General features: G+C 64.4%; 15 protein-coding genes. 9 read left to right on the forward strand and 6 right to left on the reverse strand.

Features of this window, described 5'->3' with window-relative positions; genetic code table 11:
- Positions 1–234 precede the first annotated feature (234 nt).
- Together ACJA3S_RS03490 and ACJA3S_RS03495 are read left to right on the forward strand one after the other, a co-directional pair.
- Entirely contained in the window at positions 235–540 is a 306-nt protein-coding gene (locus ACJA3S_RS03490) for a DUF6482 family protein (RefSeq protein WP_170028203.1), read from the forward strand.
- An 85-nt stretch (positions 541–625) separates the two neighbouring features.
- Positions 626–1,243 carry an FKBP-type peptidyl-prolyl cis-trans isomerase gene (locus tag ACJA3S_RS03495; RefSeq protein ID WP_170028204.1) on the forward strand — a complete coding sequence of 206 codons (618 nt, stop codon included), beginning with the start codon at positions 626–628 and terminating at the stop codon, positions 1,241–1,243.
- Between the two features lie 174 nt (positions 1,244–1,417).
- On the opposite strand, the gene ACJA3S_RS03500 is transcribed toward ACJA3S_RS03495, so the two are convergent.
- The 3 genes from ACJA3S_RS03500 to ACJA3S_RS03510 form a co-directional block, all read right to left on the reverse strand.
- Positions 1,418–1,663, reverse strand: coding sequence for a hypothetical protein (locus ACJA3S_RS03500; protein WP_170028205.1), 246 nt, complete (start codon positions 1,661–1,663; stop codon positions 1,418–1,420).
- 83 nt (positions 1,664–1,746) lie between these two features.
- Entirely contained in the window at positions 1,747–2,088 is a 342-nt protein-coding gene (locus ACJA3S_RS03505; RefSeq protein ID WP_009686103.1) for a zinc ribbon domain-containing protein YjdM, read from the reverse strand.
- A 183-nt stretch (positions 2,089–2,271) separates the two neighbouring features.
- Entirely contained in the window at positions 2,272–3,240 is a 969-nt protein-coding gene (locus ACJA3S_RS03510; RefSeq protein ID WP_170028206.1) for a polyprenyl synthetase family protein, read from the reverse strand.
- A 244-nt stretch (positions 3,241–3,484) separates the two neighbouring features.
- On the opposite strand from ACJA3S_RS03510, the gene rplU reads away from it, so the two are divergent.
- From rplU to ACJA3S_RS03535, 5 genes are all read left to right on the forward strand, one after another.
- The gene (gene rplU / locus ACJA3S_RS03515) at positions 3,485–3,799 is read left to right on the forward strand and encodes a 50S ribosomal protein L21 (RefSeq protein ID WP_003247466.1); all 315 of its coding nucleotides are present in this window, start codon (positions 3,485–3,487) and stop codon (positions 3,797–3,799) included.
- Positions 3,800–3,837: 38 nt separating this feature from the next.
- A complete protein-coding gene (rpmA, locus tag ACJA3S_RS03520) occupies positions 3,838–4,095 on the forward strand; it encodes a 50S ribosomal protein L27 (RefSeq protein WP_070092741.1) in 258 nt (85 codons plus the stop codon).
- Between the two features lie 188 nt (positions 4,096–4,283).
- Complete coding sequence (gene cgtA / locus ACJA3S_RS03525) at positions 4,284–5,510, forward strand: Obg family GTPase CgtA (RefSeq protein WP_289133777.1); 1,227 nt, start codon at positions 4,284–4,286, stop codon at positions 5,508–5,510.
- 85 nt (positions 5,511–5,595) lie between these two features.
- Positions 5,596–6,714 carry a glutamate 5-kinase gene (proB, locus tag ACJA3S_RS03530; RefSeq protein ID WP_186673845.1) on the forward strand — a complete coding sequence of 373 codons (1,119 nt, stop codon included), beginning with the start codon at positions 5,596–5,598 and terminating at the stop codon, positions 6,712–6,714.
- 22 nt (positions 6,715–6,736) lie between these two features.
- Positions 6,737–7,180: a CreA family protein gene (locus ACJA3S_RS03535; protein ID WP_085617292.1), complete on the forward strand. Its 444-nt coding sequence runs from the start codon at positions 6,737–6,739 to the stop codon at positions 7,178–7,180.
- A 146-nt stretch (positions 7,181–7,326) separates the two neighbouring features.
- On the opposite strand, the gene mksF is transcribed toward ACJA3S_RS03535, so the two are convergent.
- From mksF to mksB, 3 genes are read right to left on the reverse strand one after another with little or no spacing between them, the layout of a single operon-like run.
- Positions 7,327–10,158, reverse strand: coding sequence for an Mks condensin complex protein MksF (gene mksF / locus ACJA3S_RS03540; RefSeq protein WP_186689225.1), 2,832 nt, complete (start codon positions 10,156–10,158; stop codon positions 7,327–7,329).
- The gene (mksE, locus tag ACJA3S_RS03545) at positions 10,155–10,862 is read right to left on the reverse strand and encodes an Mks condensin complex protein MksE (protein ID WP_170028210.1); all 708 of its coding nucleotides are present in this window, start codon (positions 10,860–10,862) and stop codon (positions 10,155–10,157) included. Before mksE ends, mksF begins: the two co-directional genes overlap by 4 nt.
- The gene (gene mksB, locus ACJA3S_RS03550; RefSeq protein ID WP_170028211.1) at positions 10,852–12,138 is read right to left on the reverse strand and encodes an Mks condensin complex protein MksB; all 1,287 of its coding nucleotides are present in this window, start codon (positions 12,136–12,138) and stop codon (positions 10,852–10,854) included. Before mksB ends, mksE begins: the two co-directional genes overlap by 11 nt.
- Before the next feature lie 300 nt (positions 12,139–12,438).
- On the opposite strand from mksB, the gene ACJA3S_RS03555 reads away from it, so the two are divergent.
- Positions 12,439–13,224: an energy transducer TonB gene (locus tag ACJA3S_RS03555; protein WP_406820846.1), complete on the forward strand. Its 786-nt coding sequence runs from the start codon at positions 12,439–12,441 to the stop codon at positions 13,222–13,224.
- A complete protein-coding gene (gene rimI / locus ACJA3S_RS03560) occupies positions 13,221–13,676 on the forward strand; it encodes a ribosomal protein S18-alanine N-acetyltransferase (protein WP_200626723.1) in 456 nt (151 codons plus the stop codon). The genes ACJA3S_RS03555 and rimI overlap by 4 nt, the downstream gene beginning before the upstream one ends.
- The last annotated feature ends 56 nt before the right edge of the window (positions 13,677–13,732 follow it).

The following is a 13,732-nucleotide window of genomic DNA, read 5'->3' on the forward strand; positions in this document are numbered from 1 at the left end:
GTCGCGATGGGGCGCGCAGCGGCCCCGGCCATAGTCGGGCGAAACTGCAAATTCGCGGCGAAGCTGCAATCGTCAGGGCCGCTGCGCGCCCCATCGCGACACAAGGCCGCTCCTACAGCGATGGCGCAGCTTGGCGCTGCCAACTGACGAGCGGCGTCAGTCGTGCCTTGTGTATTCTCTGTTTCTGTACAAAAAATGAGCTTTCATGCGTGGTTCCCGTCCCGAGGTGCTCTCATGAACCTGCATCAGCTCAACACCGAGGCCAGGTCTGGCCATGTCGACGAACTGAACCTGATCGCCATCGAAGGCGGTGACTACCTGCTCGAGGCCCGGGTCAAGGGCCACGCCCATCCGCTGTCCGACGCCCGTGGGCAACGCCTGCGCGTGCACTCGGTAGAGGATGCGCGCAAGCTGCTGCAAACCATCCCCATGGTTTCGATGAACCTGGTGCACTGGTCGGTGCAGGATGAAATGTGTGGCATGGGCACGCACCCGGAAGAAGACTTGAAGGTGCCGATTTCCCAGCGCTCGGCCTGGTAGCTGCTCGCGGCGCCCCAGTGTGCTAGGCTGCTCGCCCTTTTCATCAAGGGCGCGGCTTCACTGCGCCCTGCAGTGGAGCACGACAATGTCCGAACTCAACCTGTCCACCGACGAAACTCGCGTCAGCTACGGCATCGGCCGTCAGCTGGGCGGCCAGCTGCGTGACAACCCGCCACCAGGCGTGAGCCTGGAAGCCATCCTGGCCGGCCTGACCGACGCCTTCAACGGTGCCGACAGCCGCGTCAGCGAAGCCGACCTGTCGGCCAGCTTCAAGGTCATCCGCGAAGTGATGCAAGCCGAAGCGGCCGCCAAGGCCGAAGCTGCTGCTGCCGCAGGCAAGGAATTCCTGGCTGAAAACGCCAAGCGCGAAGGCATCACCACCCTGGCCTCGGGCCTGCAGTTCGAAGTGCTGACCGCAGGTGAAGGCGCCAAGCCGACCCGCGAAAGCAACGTTCGCACCCACTACCACGGCACCCTGATCGACGGCACTGTGTTCGACAGCTCCTACGATCGTGGCCAGCCGGCCGAATTCCCGGTGGGTGGCGTGATCGCTGGCTGGACCGAAGCCCTGCAACTGATGAACGCCGGCAGCAAATGGCGCCTGTACGTACCGAGCGAGCTGGCTTACGGCGCCCAGGGCGTTGGTAGCATCCCGCCGCACAGCGTGCTGGTGTTCGACGTCGAGCTGCTCGACGTTCTGTAATACCGCTGGGGCCGCTTTGTGGCCCATTCGCGACACAAGGCCGCTGCTACAGGATGAACTGCGCCCCTGATGTTGGACAAAAAATCCAACCTCTGGGGCGTGGCTCAGGGATATGCGTTCTTCTGTAGGAGCGGCCTTGCGTCGCGATCGAGGGCAAAGCCCTCGCCAGATTCGTCAGTTCCAGTCTGTTCCCCCAGGGCGCAACGCCCGTGCATAGCAGAACAGAAACAGGTTGCGCACCAGCTCCTTGAGCACCCCCGGTTCACTCGAGTTCAGCCCGCTCATGTCCAGGTCGCCCTGGTCACGCAGTTCGTCGAGCGCTTCTTGTTCAAGCACCGCGCACACTTCGCCGGTTTCCCGATGAAGGATGCGCAGGTAGGGGTGAGGGCGGTCCAGCCAGGCGTCGATCAGATAAGTCATGGCTATTCTCCTTGGATAGCGGCCCCAATGAGAATAATTCTTATTATCTAAATAGCAAGCGCCAATTGGCGGTTTTTGCGTTATCAGACTTTACGCACGAACTCGGACTTCAGCTTCATGGCGCCGATGCCGTCGATCTTGCAATCGATGTCGTGGTCGCCATCGCACAGGCGGATGTTCTTGACCTTGGTACCGACCTTGACCACCAGGGACGAACCCTTGACCTTGAGGTCCTTGATCACGGTGACGGTATCGCCGTCCTGCAGGATGTTGCCGACCGAGTCCTTCTTCACCACCTCGTCGCTGGCTGCCTCGGCATCGCCGCTGGCCGACCATTCGTGGGCGCATTCAGGGCAGATCAGCTGGGTGCCATCCTCGTAGGTGTATTCGGAGTTGCATTTTGGGCAGGGTGGCAGAGTGCTCACTTCGGTTCCTCAAACAGACAGGCGGTAAAAGCCCGACATTGTAAGAGGTATTGTTGCAGAAGGGATTATGTCCGGACAAAAGCATTCGCGGGCTTGCCCGCTCCCCCCGGGATAGCACCACCTCGAGGGCTGTACTTATCCTGTGGGAGCGGGCGAGCCCGCGAATGGAGTTGACGTGATCTATCAGTGAGTACGCGCGACCGCAAACTCGCTTAGCTCAACCAGCGCATCCCGGTACTCGCTGGCCGGCAGCACCTCGAGGCATGCGATGGCGCGCTTCACATAGTCACGTGCCAGCTCGGCGGTGTAGTTCAGCGCACCGGATGCCTCGACCGCCACGCGAATCTGCTCGAGGTCTTCCAGGCCGCCCTTCTGGATCGCCTGGCGCACCAGCGCAGCCTGTTCGGCGGTGCCTTCGCGCATGGTGTAGATCAGCGGCAGGGTAGGCTTGCCTTCGGCCAGGTCGTCGCCGACGTTCTTGCCCAGGGTCTGCGAGTCGCCCTTGTAGTCCAGCAGGTCGTCGACCAGCTGGAAGGCCACGCCCAGGTGGTCGCCGAAGGTGCGCAGGGCTTCGCGCTGCTCGTCGCTGGCGTCGGCCAGCGCGGCGGCGCTGTGGGTCGAGGCCTCGAACAGCATCGCGGTCTTGCCGCGAATGACCTCCATGTAGACTTCCTCGGTGGTGCTGGCGTCGCGTACCCGCGACAGCTGCAGCACTTCACCCTCGGCAATCACCCGGGTGGCCTTGGACAGGATCTGCATGACCGGCATCGAGCCGAGCTCGACCATCATCTCGAACGAGCGCGAATAGAGGAAGTCGCCCACCAGCACGCTCGGCGCATTGCCCCACAGGGCATTGGCGGTGGAGCGGCCACGGCGCATGCCGGACATGTCGACCACGTCGTCGTGCAGCAGGGTGGCGGTGTGCAGGAACTCGATGGTCGCGGCCAGCAGGCGCAGGTCGTCGCCTTCGCGGCCCAGGGCCTTGCCACACAGCAGGACCAGCAGCGGACGCAGGCGCTTGCCGCCGGCCGACGTGATATAGTCGCCGATCTTCGATACCAGCGGCACGCGCGAGGTCAGCTGCTTCTTGATGATCTCGTCGACGGCGCTGAAATCATCAGCCACCGCTCGGTAGAAGGATTGGGGTTGCATCGGCTGCTCCAGTGAGGTTGCGCGGCATGCTAGGTCGCGGGTCCCGGTGTGTCAAGGCACGGTGCCGCCTGCCCGGGGGCGGTACTTGCAAGCAAAACCGCGGTTGCGTACAATCGCGCACCCTAACTTCCTGGGCAGCACCTGCCTTACGCAATTGCACCGGGCCGTTCCAGCCCTGTGCAGCCATGCCAGCCAATACTCATCATATAAAGCGCTGGGTGAGCAGGATTATCGGAGAAATACCATGTCTTACGCAGTAATCGTTACCGGCGGCAAGCAGTACAAAGTCGCTGAAGGTGAATTCCTCAAGATCGAAAAACTGGAAGTCGCCACTGGCGAATCCGTGACCTTCGATCGCGTTCTGCTGGTCGCCAACGGTGAAGAAGTCACCATCGGTGCTCCAGTTGTTGCTGGCGCTAAAGTAGTGGCCGAAGTCGTTTCGCAAGGCCGCCACGACAAGGTTCGCATCATCAAGTTCCGTCGTCGTAAGCACCACATGAAGCGCATGGGCCACCGCCAGTGGTTCACCGAGATCAAAATCACCGGCATCCAGGCTTAATCCCCTAGATCCCCTGAATTTATTTGGAGAATTGAACCATGGCTCACAAGAAGGCTGGTGGTAGTACTCGTAACGGTCGCGACTCAGAATCGAAACGCCTTGGCGTGAAGATGTATGGCGGCCAGGTTATCAAGCCAGGCAACATCATCGTCCGCCAGCGCGGCACCGAATTCCACGCCGGCTACGGTGTTGGTATGGGCAAGGATCACACCCTGTTCGCCAAGATCGAAGGCGTGATCAAGTTCGAGAAGAAAGGCGAGTTCAACCGCCGTTACGTGAGCATCGTCGCAGCTTAATCGCGACGTCGCTCCAGAAGCCCCGTCATGCGACGGGGCTTTTTCGTTTGTGGTGAGCCTCTTGCAAAGCTGTTTGTATGGGCTGCCGGCGTGGGTTTCTACGGTCGTACGGGGCCGCCGCGCTCATTTTTGCAAGAGCCTCAGGTTTATCAGTATTCAGCTCGTCGGAAGGCGAGAGGCGGTTTTGAATGAAGTTTGTTGACGAAGTATCCATTCGGGTCAAGGCCGGTGACGGTGGCAACGGTTGCATGAGCTTCCGTCGCGAGAAGTTCATCGAGAACGGTGGTCCCAACGGCGGTGACGGTGGCGACGGCGGCTCGGTGTACATGGTCGCCGACGAAAACCTCAACACCCTGGTCGACTATCGCTACACCCGTCACCACGAGGCCCAGCGTGGCGCCAACGGCGGCAGCACCGACTGCACCGGCAAGAAGGGTGACGACCTGTTCCTGCGCGTACCGGTCGGCACCACCGTGATCGACGCTTCCACCCAGGAAGTGATCGGTGACCTGGTTACCCCGGGGCAGAAGTTGATGGTCGCCCAGGGCGGCTGGCATGGCCTGGGCAACACCCGTTTCAAGTCCAGCACCAACCGTGCGCCGCGCCAGACCACCCCAGGCAAGCCGGGTGAGCAGCGCGACCTGAAGATGGAAATGAAAGTGCTGGCCGACGTCGGCCTGCTGGGCCTGCCGAACGCCGGCAAGAGCACCTTCATCCGCTCGGTTTCGGCGGCCAAGCCGAAAGTGGCCGACTACCCGTTCACCACCCTGGTGCCAAACCTGGGCGTGGTCAGCGTCGACCGCTGGAAGAGCTTCGTCATCGCCGACATTCCCGGCCTGATCGAAGGCGCTTCCGAAGGTGCCGGCCTGGGTATCCGCTTCCTCAAGCACCTGGCGCGTACCCGCGTGCTGCTGCACCTGGTGGACATGGCGCCGCTGGACGGCAGCAGCCCGGCCGATGCTGCCGAAGTCATCATCAACGAGCTGACCCAGTTCAGCCCGTCGCTGGCCGAGCGTGAGCGTTGGCTGGTGCTGAACAAGGCCGACATGGTCATGGATGACGAGCGCGACGAGCGCGTCAAGGAAGTGGTCGAGCGCCTGCAGTGGGAAGGCCCGGTCTACGTGATTTCGGCCATCGCCAAGCAGGGCACCGAGAAGCTCAGCCACGACCTGATGCGCTACCTCGAAGACCGCGCCGACCGCCTGGCCAATGACCCGGCCTACGCCGAAGAGCTGGCCGACCTCGACCAGCGCATCGAAGACGAGGCGCGTGCCCAGCTGCAGGCCCTGGACGACGCTCGTACCCTGCGTCGTACCGGTGTCAAGAGCGTGCACGACATCGGCGACGATGACGGTTGGGACGATGATTTCGAGGACGACGAAGACGGCCCGGAAATCATTTACGTGCGCGACTGACCGGTTGCAGTACACTAAACGCCGCTCTCGGGAGCGGCGTTTTTGTATCCACGGTATCTACAGATTCGACATAGGTTGGAAGAAGATGCGAAGCAAGGTGACGGGCGCCAAGCGCTGGGTCGTGAAGATTGGCAGTGCTCTGCTGACCGCCGATGGCAAGGGCCTCGATCGCGGTGCCATGGCCGTTTGGGTCGAGCAGATGGTCGCGCTGCGTGAGGCAGGCGTGGAGTTGGTTCTGGTCTCCTCCGGGGCCGTGGCTGCCGGCATGAGCCAGCTGGGCTGGACTTCGCGACCGAGTGCGATGAACGAGCTGCAGGCGGCCGCCTCGATTGGCCAGATGCGCCTGGTGCAGGCCTGGGAATCGAGCTTCGGCGAGCACGGCAAGCACACTGCGCAGATTCTCCTGACCCATGACGACCTGTCCGACCGCAAGCGCTACCTGAATGCCCGCAGCACCCTGCGTACGCTGGTCGACCTGGGCGTGGTGCCAGTGATCAACGAAAACGACACCGTGGTCACCGACGAGATCCGCTTCGGCGACAACGACACCCTGGCGGCGCTGGTGGCCAACCTGGTCGAAGCCGACCTGCTGGTGATCCTCACCGACCGCGATGGCATGTTCGACGCCGACCCGCGCAACAACCCCGAAGCCCAGCTGATCTACGAAGCCCGCGCCGACGACCCGGCGCTGGATGCGGTGGCCGGCGGCACCGGTGGTGCCCTGGGCCGTGGCGGCATGCAGACCAAGCTGCGCGCCGCACGCCTGGCGGCCCGTTCCGGTGCCCATACCATCATCATCGGTGGCCGCATCGAGCGCGTGCTGGACCGGCTCAAGGCCGGTGAGCGCCTGGGTACCCTGCTGTCGCCAGAGCGCGGCATGCTCGCGGCGCGCAAGCAGTGGCTGGCCGGCCACCTGCAGACCCGTGGCACCCTGGTGCTGGATGCCGGTGCGGTGCAGGCCCTGCGCCAGGCCAACAAGAGCTTGCTGCCGGTTGGCGTGAAGACCGTGCAAGGCAGCTTCCGCCGCGGCGAAATGGTGGTGTGCGTCGGCCCGGACGGCCATGAAGTGGCGCGCGGCCTGGCCAACTACAGTGCCCTGGAGGCGCAGAAGATCATCGGCCAGCCGTCGGATGCCATCGAAGGTATCCTCGGCTACATCGCGGAGCCCGAGCTGGTGCACCGCGACAACCTGGTTCTGGTCTGAGGGTAGGTACGTGCTGAAAAGGATGATTGCCGTGGCGGCACTGGCCTTGCCGATGCTGGCCGGGGCCGAGGAAATCGGCCAGGTGTCCACCGTGTTCAAGTTCCTCGGGCCGAACGACCGGATTGTCGTCGAGGCGTTCGACGACCCCAAGGTCGAGGGCGTGACCTGCTACCTGTCGCGGGCCAAGACCGGCGGCGTGAAGGGCGGGCTGGGGCTGGCGGAAGACCGGGCCGAGGCATCGATCGCCTGCCGGCAGGTGGGGCCGATCAACTTCAAGGGTGAGCTCAAGGATGGCGAGGAAGTGTTCAAGGAACGCACCTCGCTGGTGTTCAAGACCATGCAGGTGGTGCGCTTCCTCGACAAGAAGCGCAATACCCTGGTGTACCTGGTGTACAGCGACCGCATGATCGAAGGCAGCCCGCAGAATGCGGTGACGGCGATACCGATCCTGCCTTGGGCGCATTGATCGCCGGGTAGATCCTGGGAGGCCTTTGGCCTCCATCGCGACACAAGGCCGCTCCTACAGGGATTCGCGTATTCTGGTGATACGCGAACCCCTGTAGGAGCGGCCTTGTGTCGCGAAAGGGCCGCAAAGCGGCCCCACGCTCTCTGTCAGGCCAACTCCTCGGCCTGGTCTTCACGCACTACCGCCTTCACCTCATCCCGACGGCTGATGTACTTCCAGTCCGCCTCGTCGATGTAGATGCCGTTCGGCCCGCTGCCACCTTCCAGGTCGATTGCCACGCGTGCCGACACCTGCGGCTTCACGCTCGCCAGAATCGGCACGAAGCCCAGCTGCAGGCTGGTCTCCAGCAGCGCGGCCTGGTTGCGTTCGTCGATGTCCGCCGCTTCGTCCAGGTAGTACGGCAGGCGGATGCGCCCGGCCAGGTCACGGTCCATCAGGTGCAGCAACAGGTACATGTTGGTCAGCGCCTTGATGGTCATGGTGGTGCCGTTGGATGCCGCGCCGTCGATGTCGGCGTGGATCACCGGCTGGCCGTTGACCTTGGTGATCTCGAACGCCAGTTCGAACAGGTCCTTGAGGCCCAGCTGGTTGTGGTTGGCCGCCACCAGGCGTGCCAGGTACTCCTTGGCCTCTTCGTTCTTGTTGTCCTGCTCGGCGCTCTGGGTCAGGTCGAACACCGACAGGGTCTCGCCCTCTTCGTACTGGCCGGCGCTGTGGATGATCTGGTCGATGTGCTTGAGCGCTTCCTTGTTCGGCGCCAGCACCACGCGGAAGCTCTCCAGGTTGGACACCTGGCGCCGGTTGATCTCGCGGTTGAACAGGGCCAGCTGGTGCTCGAGGCTGTCGTAGTCGCTACGGATGTTGCGCAAGGTCCGGGCGATGTCGGTGACCGCGGCGCGGCGGGCCTTGGCCAGGGTCAGGGCCTCGTCGGTGCGGTGCGCGTAGGCGTTCACCAGCAGCTGCAGGCGGCGTTCCATGTCGTCTTCGCTGTCGAACTTGGCCACGCCTTTGAGGCGCACCTGGGCGTACAGCGCCTCGATCTGGTTGTCCACCCGCTGCAGGCTCTGCCAGCTGTCCTGGTAGTCGTTGAGCAGCGGCAGCAGGTTGTCCATCGAGTCGTCGATGGCCTCCATGTACGGCGTGCCGAAGGGCAGGTCGGCGGGCAGCAGCTGGCGACGGCGCAGGGCGTCTTCCAGGGTGCGCTGCTTGGCCTCGAGGTCACCGATCTGGCGGCCAACCAGCTGCAGCTTGGCCGACAGCTGCTGGACGCGCTCGGTGAAGGCATCGCTGGAGCGCTTGAGTTCGTCCTGGGCGGCTTCCAGCTGCGCCAGCTGCTCCAGTTTCTCGGGCTCTTCGGCGGCCAGGGTTTCGCTGCGGCGGAAGTCTTCCAGCGCTTTCTGCGCGTCCAGCACCTGCTGGTACAGGGCTTCGGTCTGGGCCTTGGACGCGGAGCGGTCGGCGGCAACAGCCTGCTGGGTCTTGAGCTGCTTCAGCTCTTTTTCCAGGCGCTCCTTCTGGTCGCGCAGGGCGGCGCGGTCGGCCAGGGCCTGCAGCGCCGGCGGGTCGATGTGCGACAGGTCGATGGACAGGCCGGGCGCCTCGAAACGCTCGCCCTTGAAGCCGTCGAGCACCGCTTCCAGCGATTTTACCCACAGCTCGCTGTCATCCAGCTCGATCCCCCGGTCGCCCAGCGGCAGGCTGAACAGGGCCCCGTTGAACAGGCGCATCAGGCGGTCGACGTCCTGTTGCGAGAACTCTTCGCGCAGGCGCGCGTAGCTGTTGTTGTCGGCGTGGTCGAGCTGCTGGCGTACCTGCTTCAGGCGTTTTTCCAGGTCGCGCACGCGTTCGTCCAGGTCTTCGGCACTGAACTGCCGCGACTGGGCCAGGGCGCCGGCCAGTTCGTCGTGGGCGTCCTTGGCCGCCAGCAGTTGCTGCTCCAGGACCTTGACGTCATCGACCAGGGCAAAGCGGTGCTTGAGCACCGACAGCTCGCCCAGCCAGCGCTGGATGCCGGTGATTTCCCGCTCCAGGCGCATCAGCTCCTGGGTGCCGCCACGCTGGTCGTTCTGCAGGCGGTCCTGCTCGCCACGGTAGTGCTCGGCCTGGATCACCAGCTCTTCCTTGCGCGCCATGGCGTATTCCTGCCAGGTCGCCAGCAAGGTGTCGAGCACCGGTGAAATGCGGTGCAGCTTGCCGCGCAGGATATCGCGCTGCGCCACGCCACCGGCCAGGGCCTCGACCAGCGGGCCGGCGGCGACCAGGGCGTTGTAGTCCTGTTCCATGCGGCGGACGTCGCGGAAGGCCTCTTCGCACGCGGCGATGTAGTCGACACTGCCGGAGCGCAGGCTGTGCTCGAAGGCATCGAGGAACAGCTGCTTGAGCTTGGCGGCGGTGATCTCGCGCATGTGCAGCAGGTTGATGAACAGCGCGCGGAAGGTTTTCAGGCTTTGCTCGCTGGTCGAGCGCAGCGGGATCATGGTCAGGTCCAGCGGCACCGAGGTATGGCCGCCGACCAGCAGCCGGCGCAGCTCGTCCGGCTTCACTTCATAGGCCTTGATGCCCAGGCGCTCGAGGTTGGTGAACAGCTCTTTCTGGCGCAGGCAGGTGTCGTTCTTCTGGTAGTGGGCCAGGTCCAGCTCGCCCTTGTAGGCGAAGAACTGGTGGCCGAAACCGCCGCCCGGGCCACGCCCGACCACGCCGATCACGTGCGGGCCGTGGGGCAGGCTCAGCTCGCAGAGGATGTACGAGGTGTCGCTGGCGAAGTAGAAGCGGCGCGACTGCTCCAGGCTGTACTTGCCGAAGCTCATGTCCGACATGCGTGCCAGGATCGGGAACTGCAGGGCGTTGATCGACGCCGATTTACCCAGGTTGTTGGCACCGTAGACCGACAGCGGCTGTTCCAGCGGGAACAGGCCAAGGCTGTAGCCAGCGGTGTTGAGCAGTGCGAAGCGGCGGATGCCGTAGCGTTCCTGGCTCATGCGTCAATCTCCTGTTGCTCTTCGCGGATCGCCCGGGCCAGGGCTTCCTCTTCGCTTTCCTCGCCCTCGAAGGGGCTGAGGTCGAGCGGGTCGTCGGTGCGGTTGAGTTCTTCGGGGCTTTCTTCCTCGACCAGCACCGGGGTCGGCAGTGGCAGGTCGCTGTGCAGCGTGGCCGCCAGGTCGCGGTCCTGCTGCACCGCCAGGCACACGTCGAGGAAACGGTGCATCGGCGGCAGGAAACGGTAGATACCGCCTTCCTCGAAGGCGAAACCGAGCTGGGTCATACGCCGCAGGATTTTTTCTTCCAGCTCGTCCACGGTCTGCACTTCGGCCTGCAGGAACAGGTCGCGGTACTTGTCCAGCAGCGATGGCAGTTCGTCGCGGCCGATGCTGCCGCCATCGAGCACGGCCATCGGGTCGCGGCCCTGGTCGGCCAGGTGCTCGACCAGGATGAAGGTGAACAGCGACAGGCGCTGCGCGGTCTTGTTGACCTGCGCGGCGCTCAGGTCCGGCACGAAGTAGTAGAAGCCACGGGTGTCGCATACCAGTTCGAAGCCCAGGGCCTTGAACAGGGTGCGGTACTGGTCCTGGAAGTTGGACAGCTGGGCGTACAGCTCGGGGTCGCGGCGGCTGACGTGGAAGCCTTTGAACAGCTCGCGGAAGATCGGCGCGAGCTGGGACAGTTCGGAAAGATCAAGATGCATGGGCTGGGCTCGCGTTGGTTTCGGTAGACGCAGTGGCGTCTTCGCGGCTGGAGGTCAGGGCGAACGAGCGCAGGCTGACCAGGTGTTCCTGGGTGGTGTACTCGCGGCGGTCGAGGCGTTCGCGCTTGAAGCGCTTTTCCCGCGACAGGCGCGAGAACCAGTACAGCAGCTCGTCGGTGGCGCTTTCCGGTTCCTGCTCCAGCAGCCAGACCATCAGGTCGGGCAGCGGCAGGGCCTGTTCGCAGCGTTCGGCCATTTCCTTGACCGTGCGCGGTGCACGGGGCAGGGCGCCGGACTGGGTCTTGTGGGCCTTGGGGAAGCGCGCCGGCTTGGGCTCGAAGCGGGCCAGGGCGTAGACGTAGGCTTCCACCTGGCTGGCACTGCCGAGGAAGGTGCTTTGCGGGCGGGTGAACAGCGGCATGGCGGCCTGCGGCACGGCGTCGATGCCCTTGCGCCGGATGACCGACAGGGCCAGCGCGGCACCGCGGGTCACGGCGTTGTGCCGGCGGGCTTCTTCCCGCAGCGGCAGCAGCAGTTCGCGGGCATGGCGCAGGGTCAGCTGGGCGCTGGTCTGCATTTCCAGGATGCGCGCATGGGTGCGCAGCAGCATGTCGTCGTCGACCAGGTGGCCCAGGCGCGCCTGTTCGCCGAGCAGTTTCAACAGCACCGTCTCGACCTTGCGCACGCCCTGCTCGAAGGCACCGTCGGCGTTGACCAGCTGGATCATCGGCTCGACGTATTCGTCCCAGGTGGCGAGCACTTCGGCATAACGCTGGCGCAGCGGGATCTGGCGGTTGCTGGTCTTGGCCCGTTCGGCCACGGCCACCAGGGCCTGCTCGTCATTGTCGAGTTTCTTCAGCACATCGCGCACGCGCATGTCGAGCAGGCGCAACTGGCGCGCCAGGTCGTCGCTGTCGCGGTTGTCGAAGGCATCCTGGATATGCCCGGCCAGGCGCTCCAGGTGGCGCAGGTAGGCTTCGATCTCCAGGCACAGGCCCAGCCGGTGTTCGCGGCGCAGGTAGGCGAGGAAGTCGTGGATCTGCGCGTTGAGCTCGAAACGGTTCGGGCTCTTGGCCACCGGGACCAGGATGTCCAGGCGGATCCACACGTCGAGCAGCTGGGTGATGTCCTGTGGGGTGCTCTCGACCTGCTGGCGGGCGACGTGCTGGCGCAGTTCGACCAGGCTCAGGGTGCCCTGGTCGAAACGCTCGCACAGCGGCTCGATCAGGGCCCAGTGTTCGGCTAGGGCGCGCAGGACGCGCTTGGGTTCGATCATTGGCTTCGACTCGTTGCCAAGAAAAAGGGGGCGATTGTACTGCATCCGGGGGGGAGGTTTTCACCCCTTGGTCTGTAATGCGAGATAACCTTTGCTTCTATAAGGGATTCACTGGCCTCTTCGCAGGCTCGCCCGCTGCCACAGGTCCTCCATGCACCTCAAACTGGGTGATACCTGTGAGAGCGGGCGCGCCCGCGAATGCGCCGGCACAGGCATCAAAAATCCGCCGACCAGTTGCGGCACTCGCATGCCAACAGCGTTAGAATGCGCAATTGTCTTCACCCCTCGGGACCCCGCACCTTGCTCACCGAACCCCGTCGCCGCGCCTACCTTTCCGCCATGCAAGTGGTGCACTGGCTGCCGCGCGCCGAACTGCCGTTCGCCGCACCGTCGCGGCCCGAGCTGCTGCTGCCGGTGGCGCCGGTCGAGAACCTCGATTTCGAAACCCGGCCCACACCAGCCGCCAACGAAACGCCCGCTGCCCCACAGGCGCGCGCCGGCGAGCGGCCGAAAATCGAGATACCGCGCCCGGCCAGTGTGCCCAAGCCGGCCGCCAAGGCCGCCGAGGCCGAGGAGCCGGTCGCCGCTACCCGCCCGGCACCGGTGCCACCCCCGCGCTTCTCGCTGCAGCTGCTGCGCGCCGGCAGTTGCCTGCTGTTGGTGGAATTGGCCACCGGCCAGCCGTTCCAGAGCCGCGACCCGTCCTACCTGCTGCTCAAGGACATGCTGCGCGCCGCCGGCCTGCCCGATGCCCCGCAGATCATCGGCGAACCGGTGCGCTGGCCGCTGCTGGTGCGCGGCAACCTGGACCAGGGCCCGGAAGCCGCGCGCGACTTTGTCCAGGGCTTTGTCCAGGCACGCCTGGAAGACGCCCCGTGCGCCTGCCTGTGGCTGGTCGGCCTGCCGGCGCTGCGCTTTGCCGCCAATGCCGACAGCGACGCCTATTACCAAACCCTGACGCTCGACGGCCTGGGCGACGCCTGGGCCTTGCCGGGCCTTGAACTGTTGATGGACGAGCCGCAGCGCAAGGCGGACGTCTGGAAAGCCATGCGCCAGCTGATGGCGCGCTGGAAGAGCGTTGAATGAGTGACTCGATCAGCTTCCGCCGGATGACCGAGGCGGATCTGGATGCCGTACTTAAAATCGAATATGCCGCGTTCAGTCATCCCTGGACCCGTGGGATCTTCCAGGATGCGCTCAAATCCTACGAAGTCTGGCTGATGTTCGACGGCCAACAGCAGGTGGGGCATGGCGTGATCAACGTGATCATCGACGAGGCGCACCTGCTCAATATCACGGTCAAGCCGGAAAACCAGGGCCGCGGCCTGGGCCTGCGCCTGCTCGAACACCTGATGGCGCGGGCTTACCAGCTCAATGGCCGTGAGTGCTTCCTGGAAGTGCGTGCCAGCAACCAGTCGGCCTATCGCCTGTACGAGCGCTATGGTTTCAACGAAATCGGTCGCCGGCGCGACTATTACCCGATCGCCGGTGGCCGCGAGGATGCGCTGGTGATGGCCTGTACCCTGCTCGAAGACTGAGCGGGCCTGCACGGGCCCCTTCGCGGGCATGCCCGCTCCCACAGATGCAATGCAAG

Source organism: Pseudomonas sp. KnCO4 (assembly GCF_045344305.1).
GTDB lineage: Bacteria > Pseudomonadota > Gammaproteobacteria > Pseudomonadales > Pseudomonadaceae > Aquipseudomonas > Aquipseudomonas anuradhapurensis.

Coding starts and splice junctions, on each gene's coding strand:
- ACJA3S_RS03490 (WP_170028203.1), top strand. CDS start 235: ATGAACCTGCATCAGCTCAACACCGAGGCCAGGTCTGGCCATGTCGAC.
- ACJA3S_RS03495 (WP_170028204.1), top strand. CDS start 626: ATGTCCGAACTCAACCTGTCCACCGACGAAACTCGCGTCAGCTACGGC.
- ACJA3S_RS03500 (WP_170028205.1), bottom strand. CDS start 1,663: ATGACTTATCTGATCGACGCCTGGCTGGACCGCCCTCACCCCTACCTG.
- ACJA3S_RS03510 (WP_170028206.1), bottom strand. CDS start 3,240: ATGCAACCCCAATCCTTCTACCGAGCGGTGGCTGATGATTTCAGCGCC.
- rplU (WP_003247466.1), top strand. CDS start 3,485: ATGTCTTACGCAGTAATCGTTACCGGCGGCAAGCAGTACAAAGTCGCT.
- rpmA (WP_070092741.1), top strand. CDS start 3,838: ATGGCTCACAAGAAGGCTGGTGGTAGTACTCGTAACGGTCGCGACTCA.
- cgtA (WP_289133777.1), top strand. CDS start 4,284: ATGAAGTTTGTTGACGAAGTATCCATTCGGGTCAAGGCCGGTGACGGT.
- proB (WP_186673845.1), top strand. CDS start 5,596: ATGCGAAGCAAGGTGACGGGCGCCAAGCGCTGGGTCGTGAAGATTGGC.
- ACJA3S_RS03535 (WP_085617292.1), top strand. CDS start 6,737: ATGATTGCCGTGGCGGCACTGGCCTTGCCGATGCTGGCCGGGGCCGAG.
- mksF (WP_186689225.1), bottom strand. CDS start 10,158: ATGAGCCAGGAACGCTACGGCATCCGCCGCTTCGCACTGCTCAACACC.
- mksE (WP_170028210.1), bottom strand. CDS start 10,862: ATGCATCTTGATCTTTCCGAACTGTCCCAGCTCGCGCCGATCTTCCGC.
- mksB (WP_170028211.1), bottom strand. CDS start 12,138: ATGATCGAACCCAAGCGCGTCCTGCGCGCCCTAGCCGAACACTGGGCC.
- rimI (WP_200626723.1), top strand. CDS start 13,221: ATGAGTGACTCGATCAGCTTCCGCCGGATGACCGAGGCGGATCTGGAT.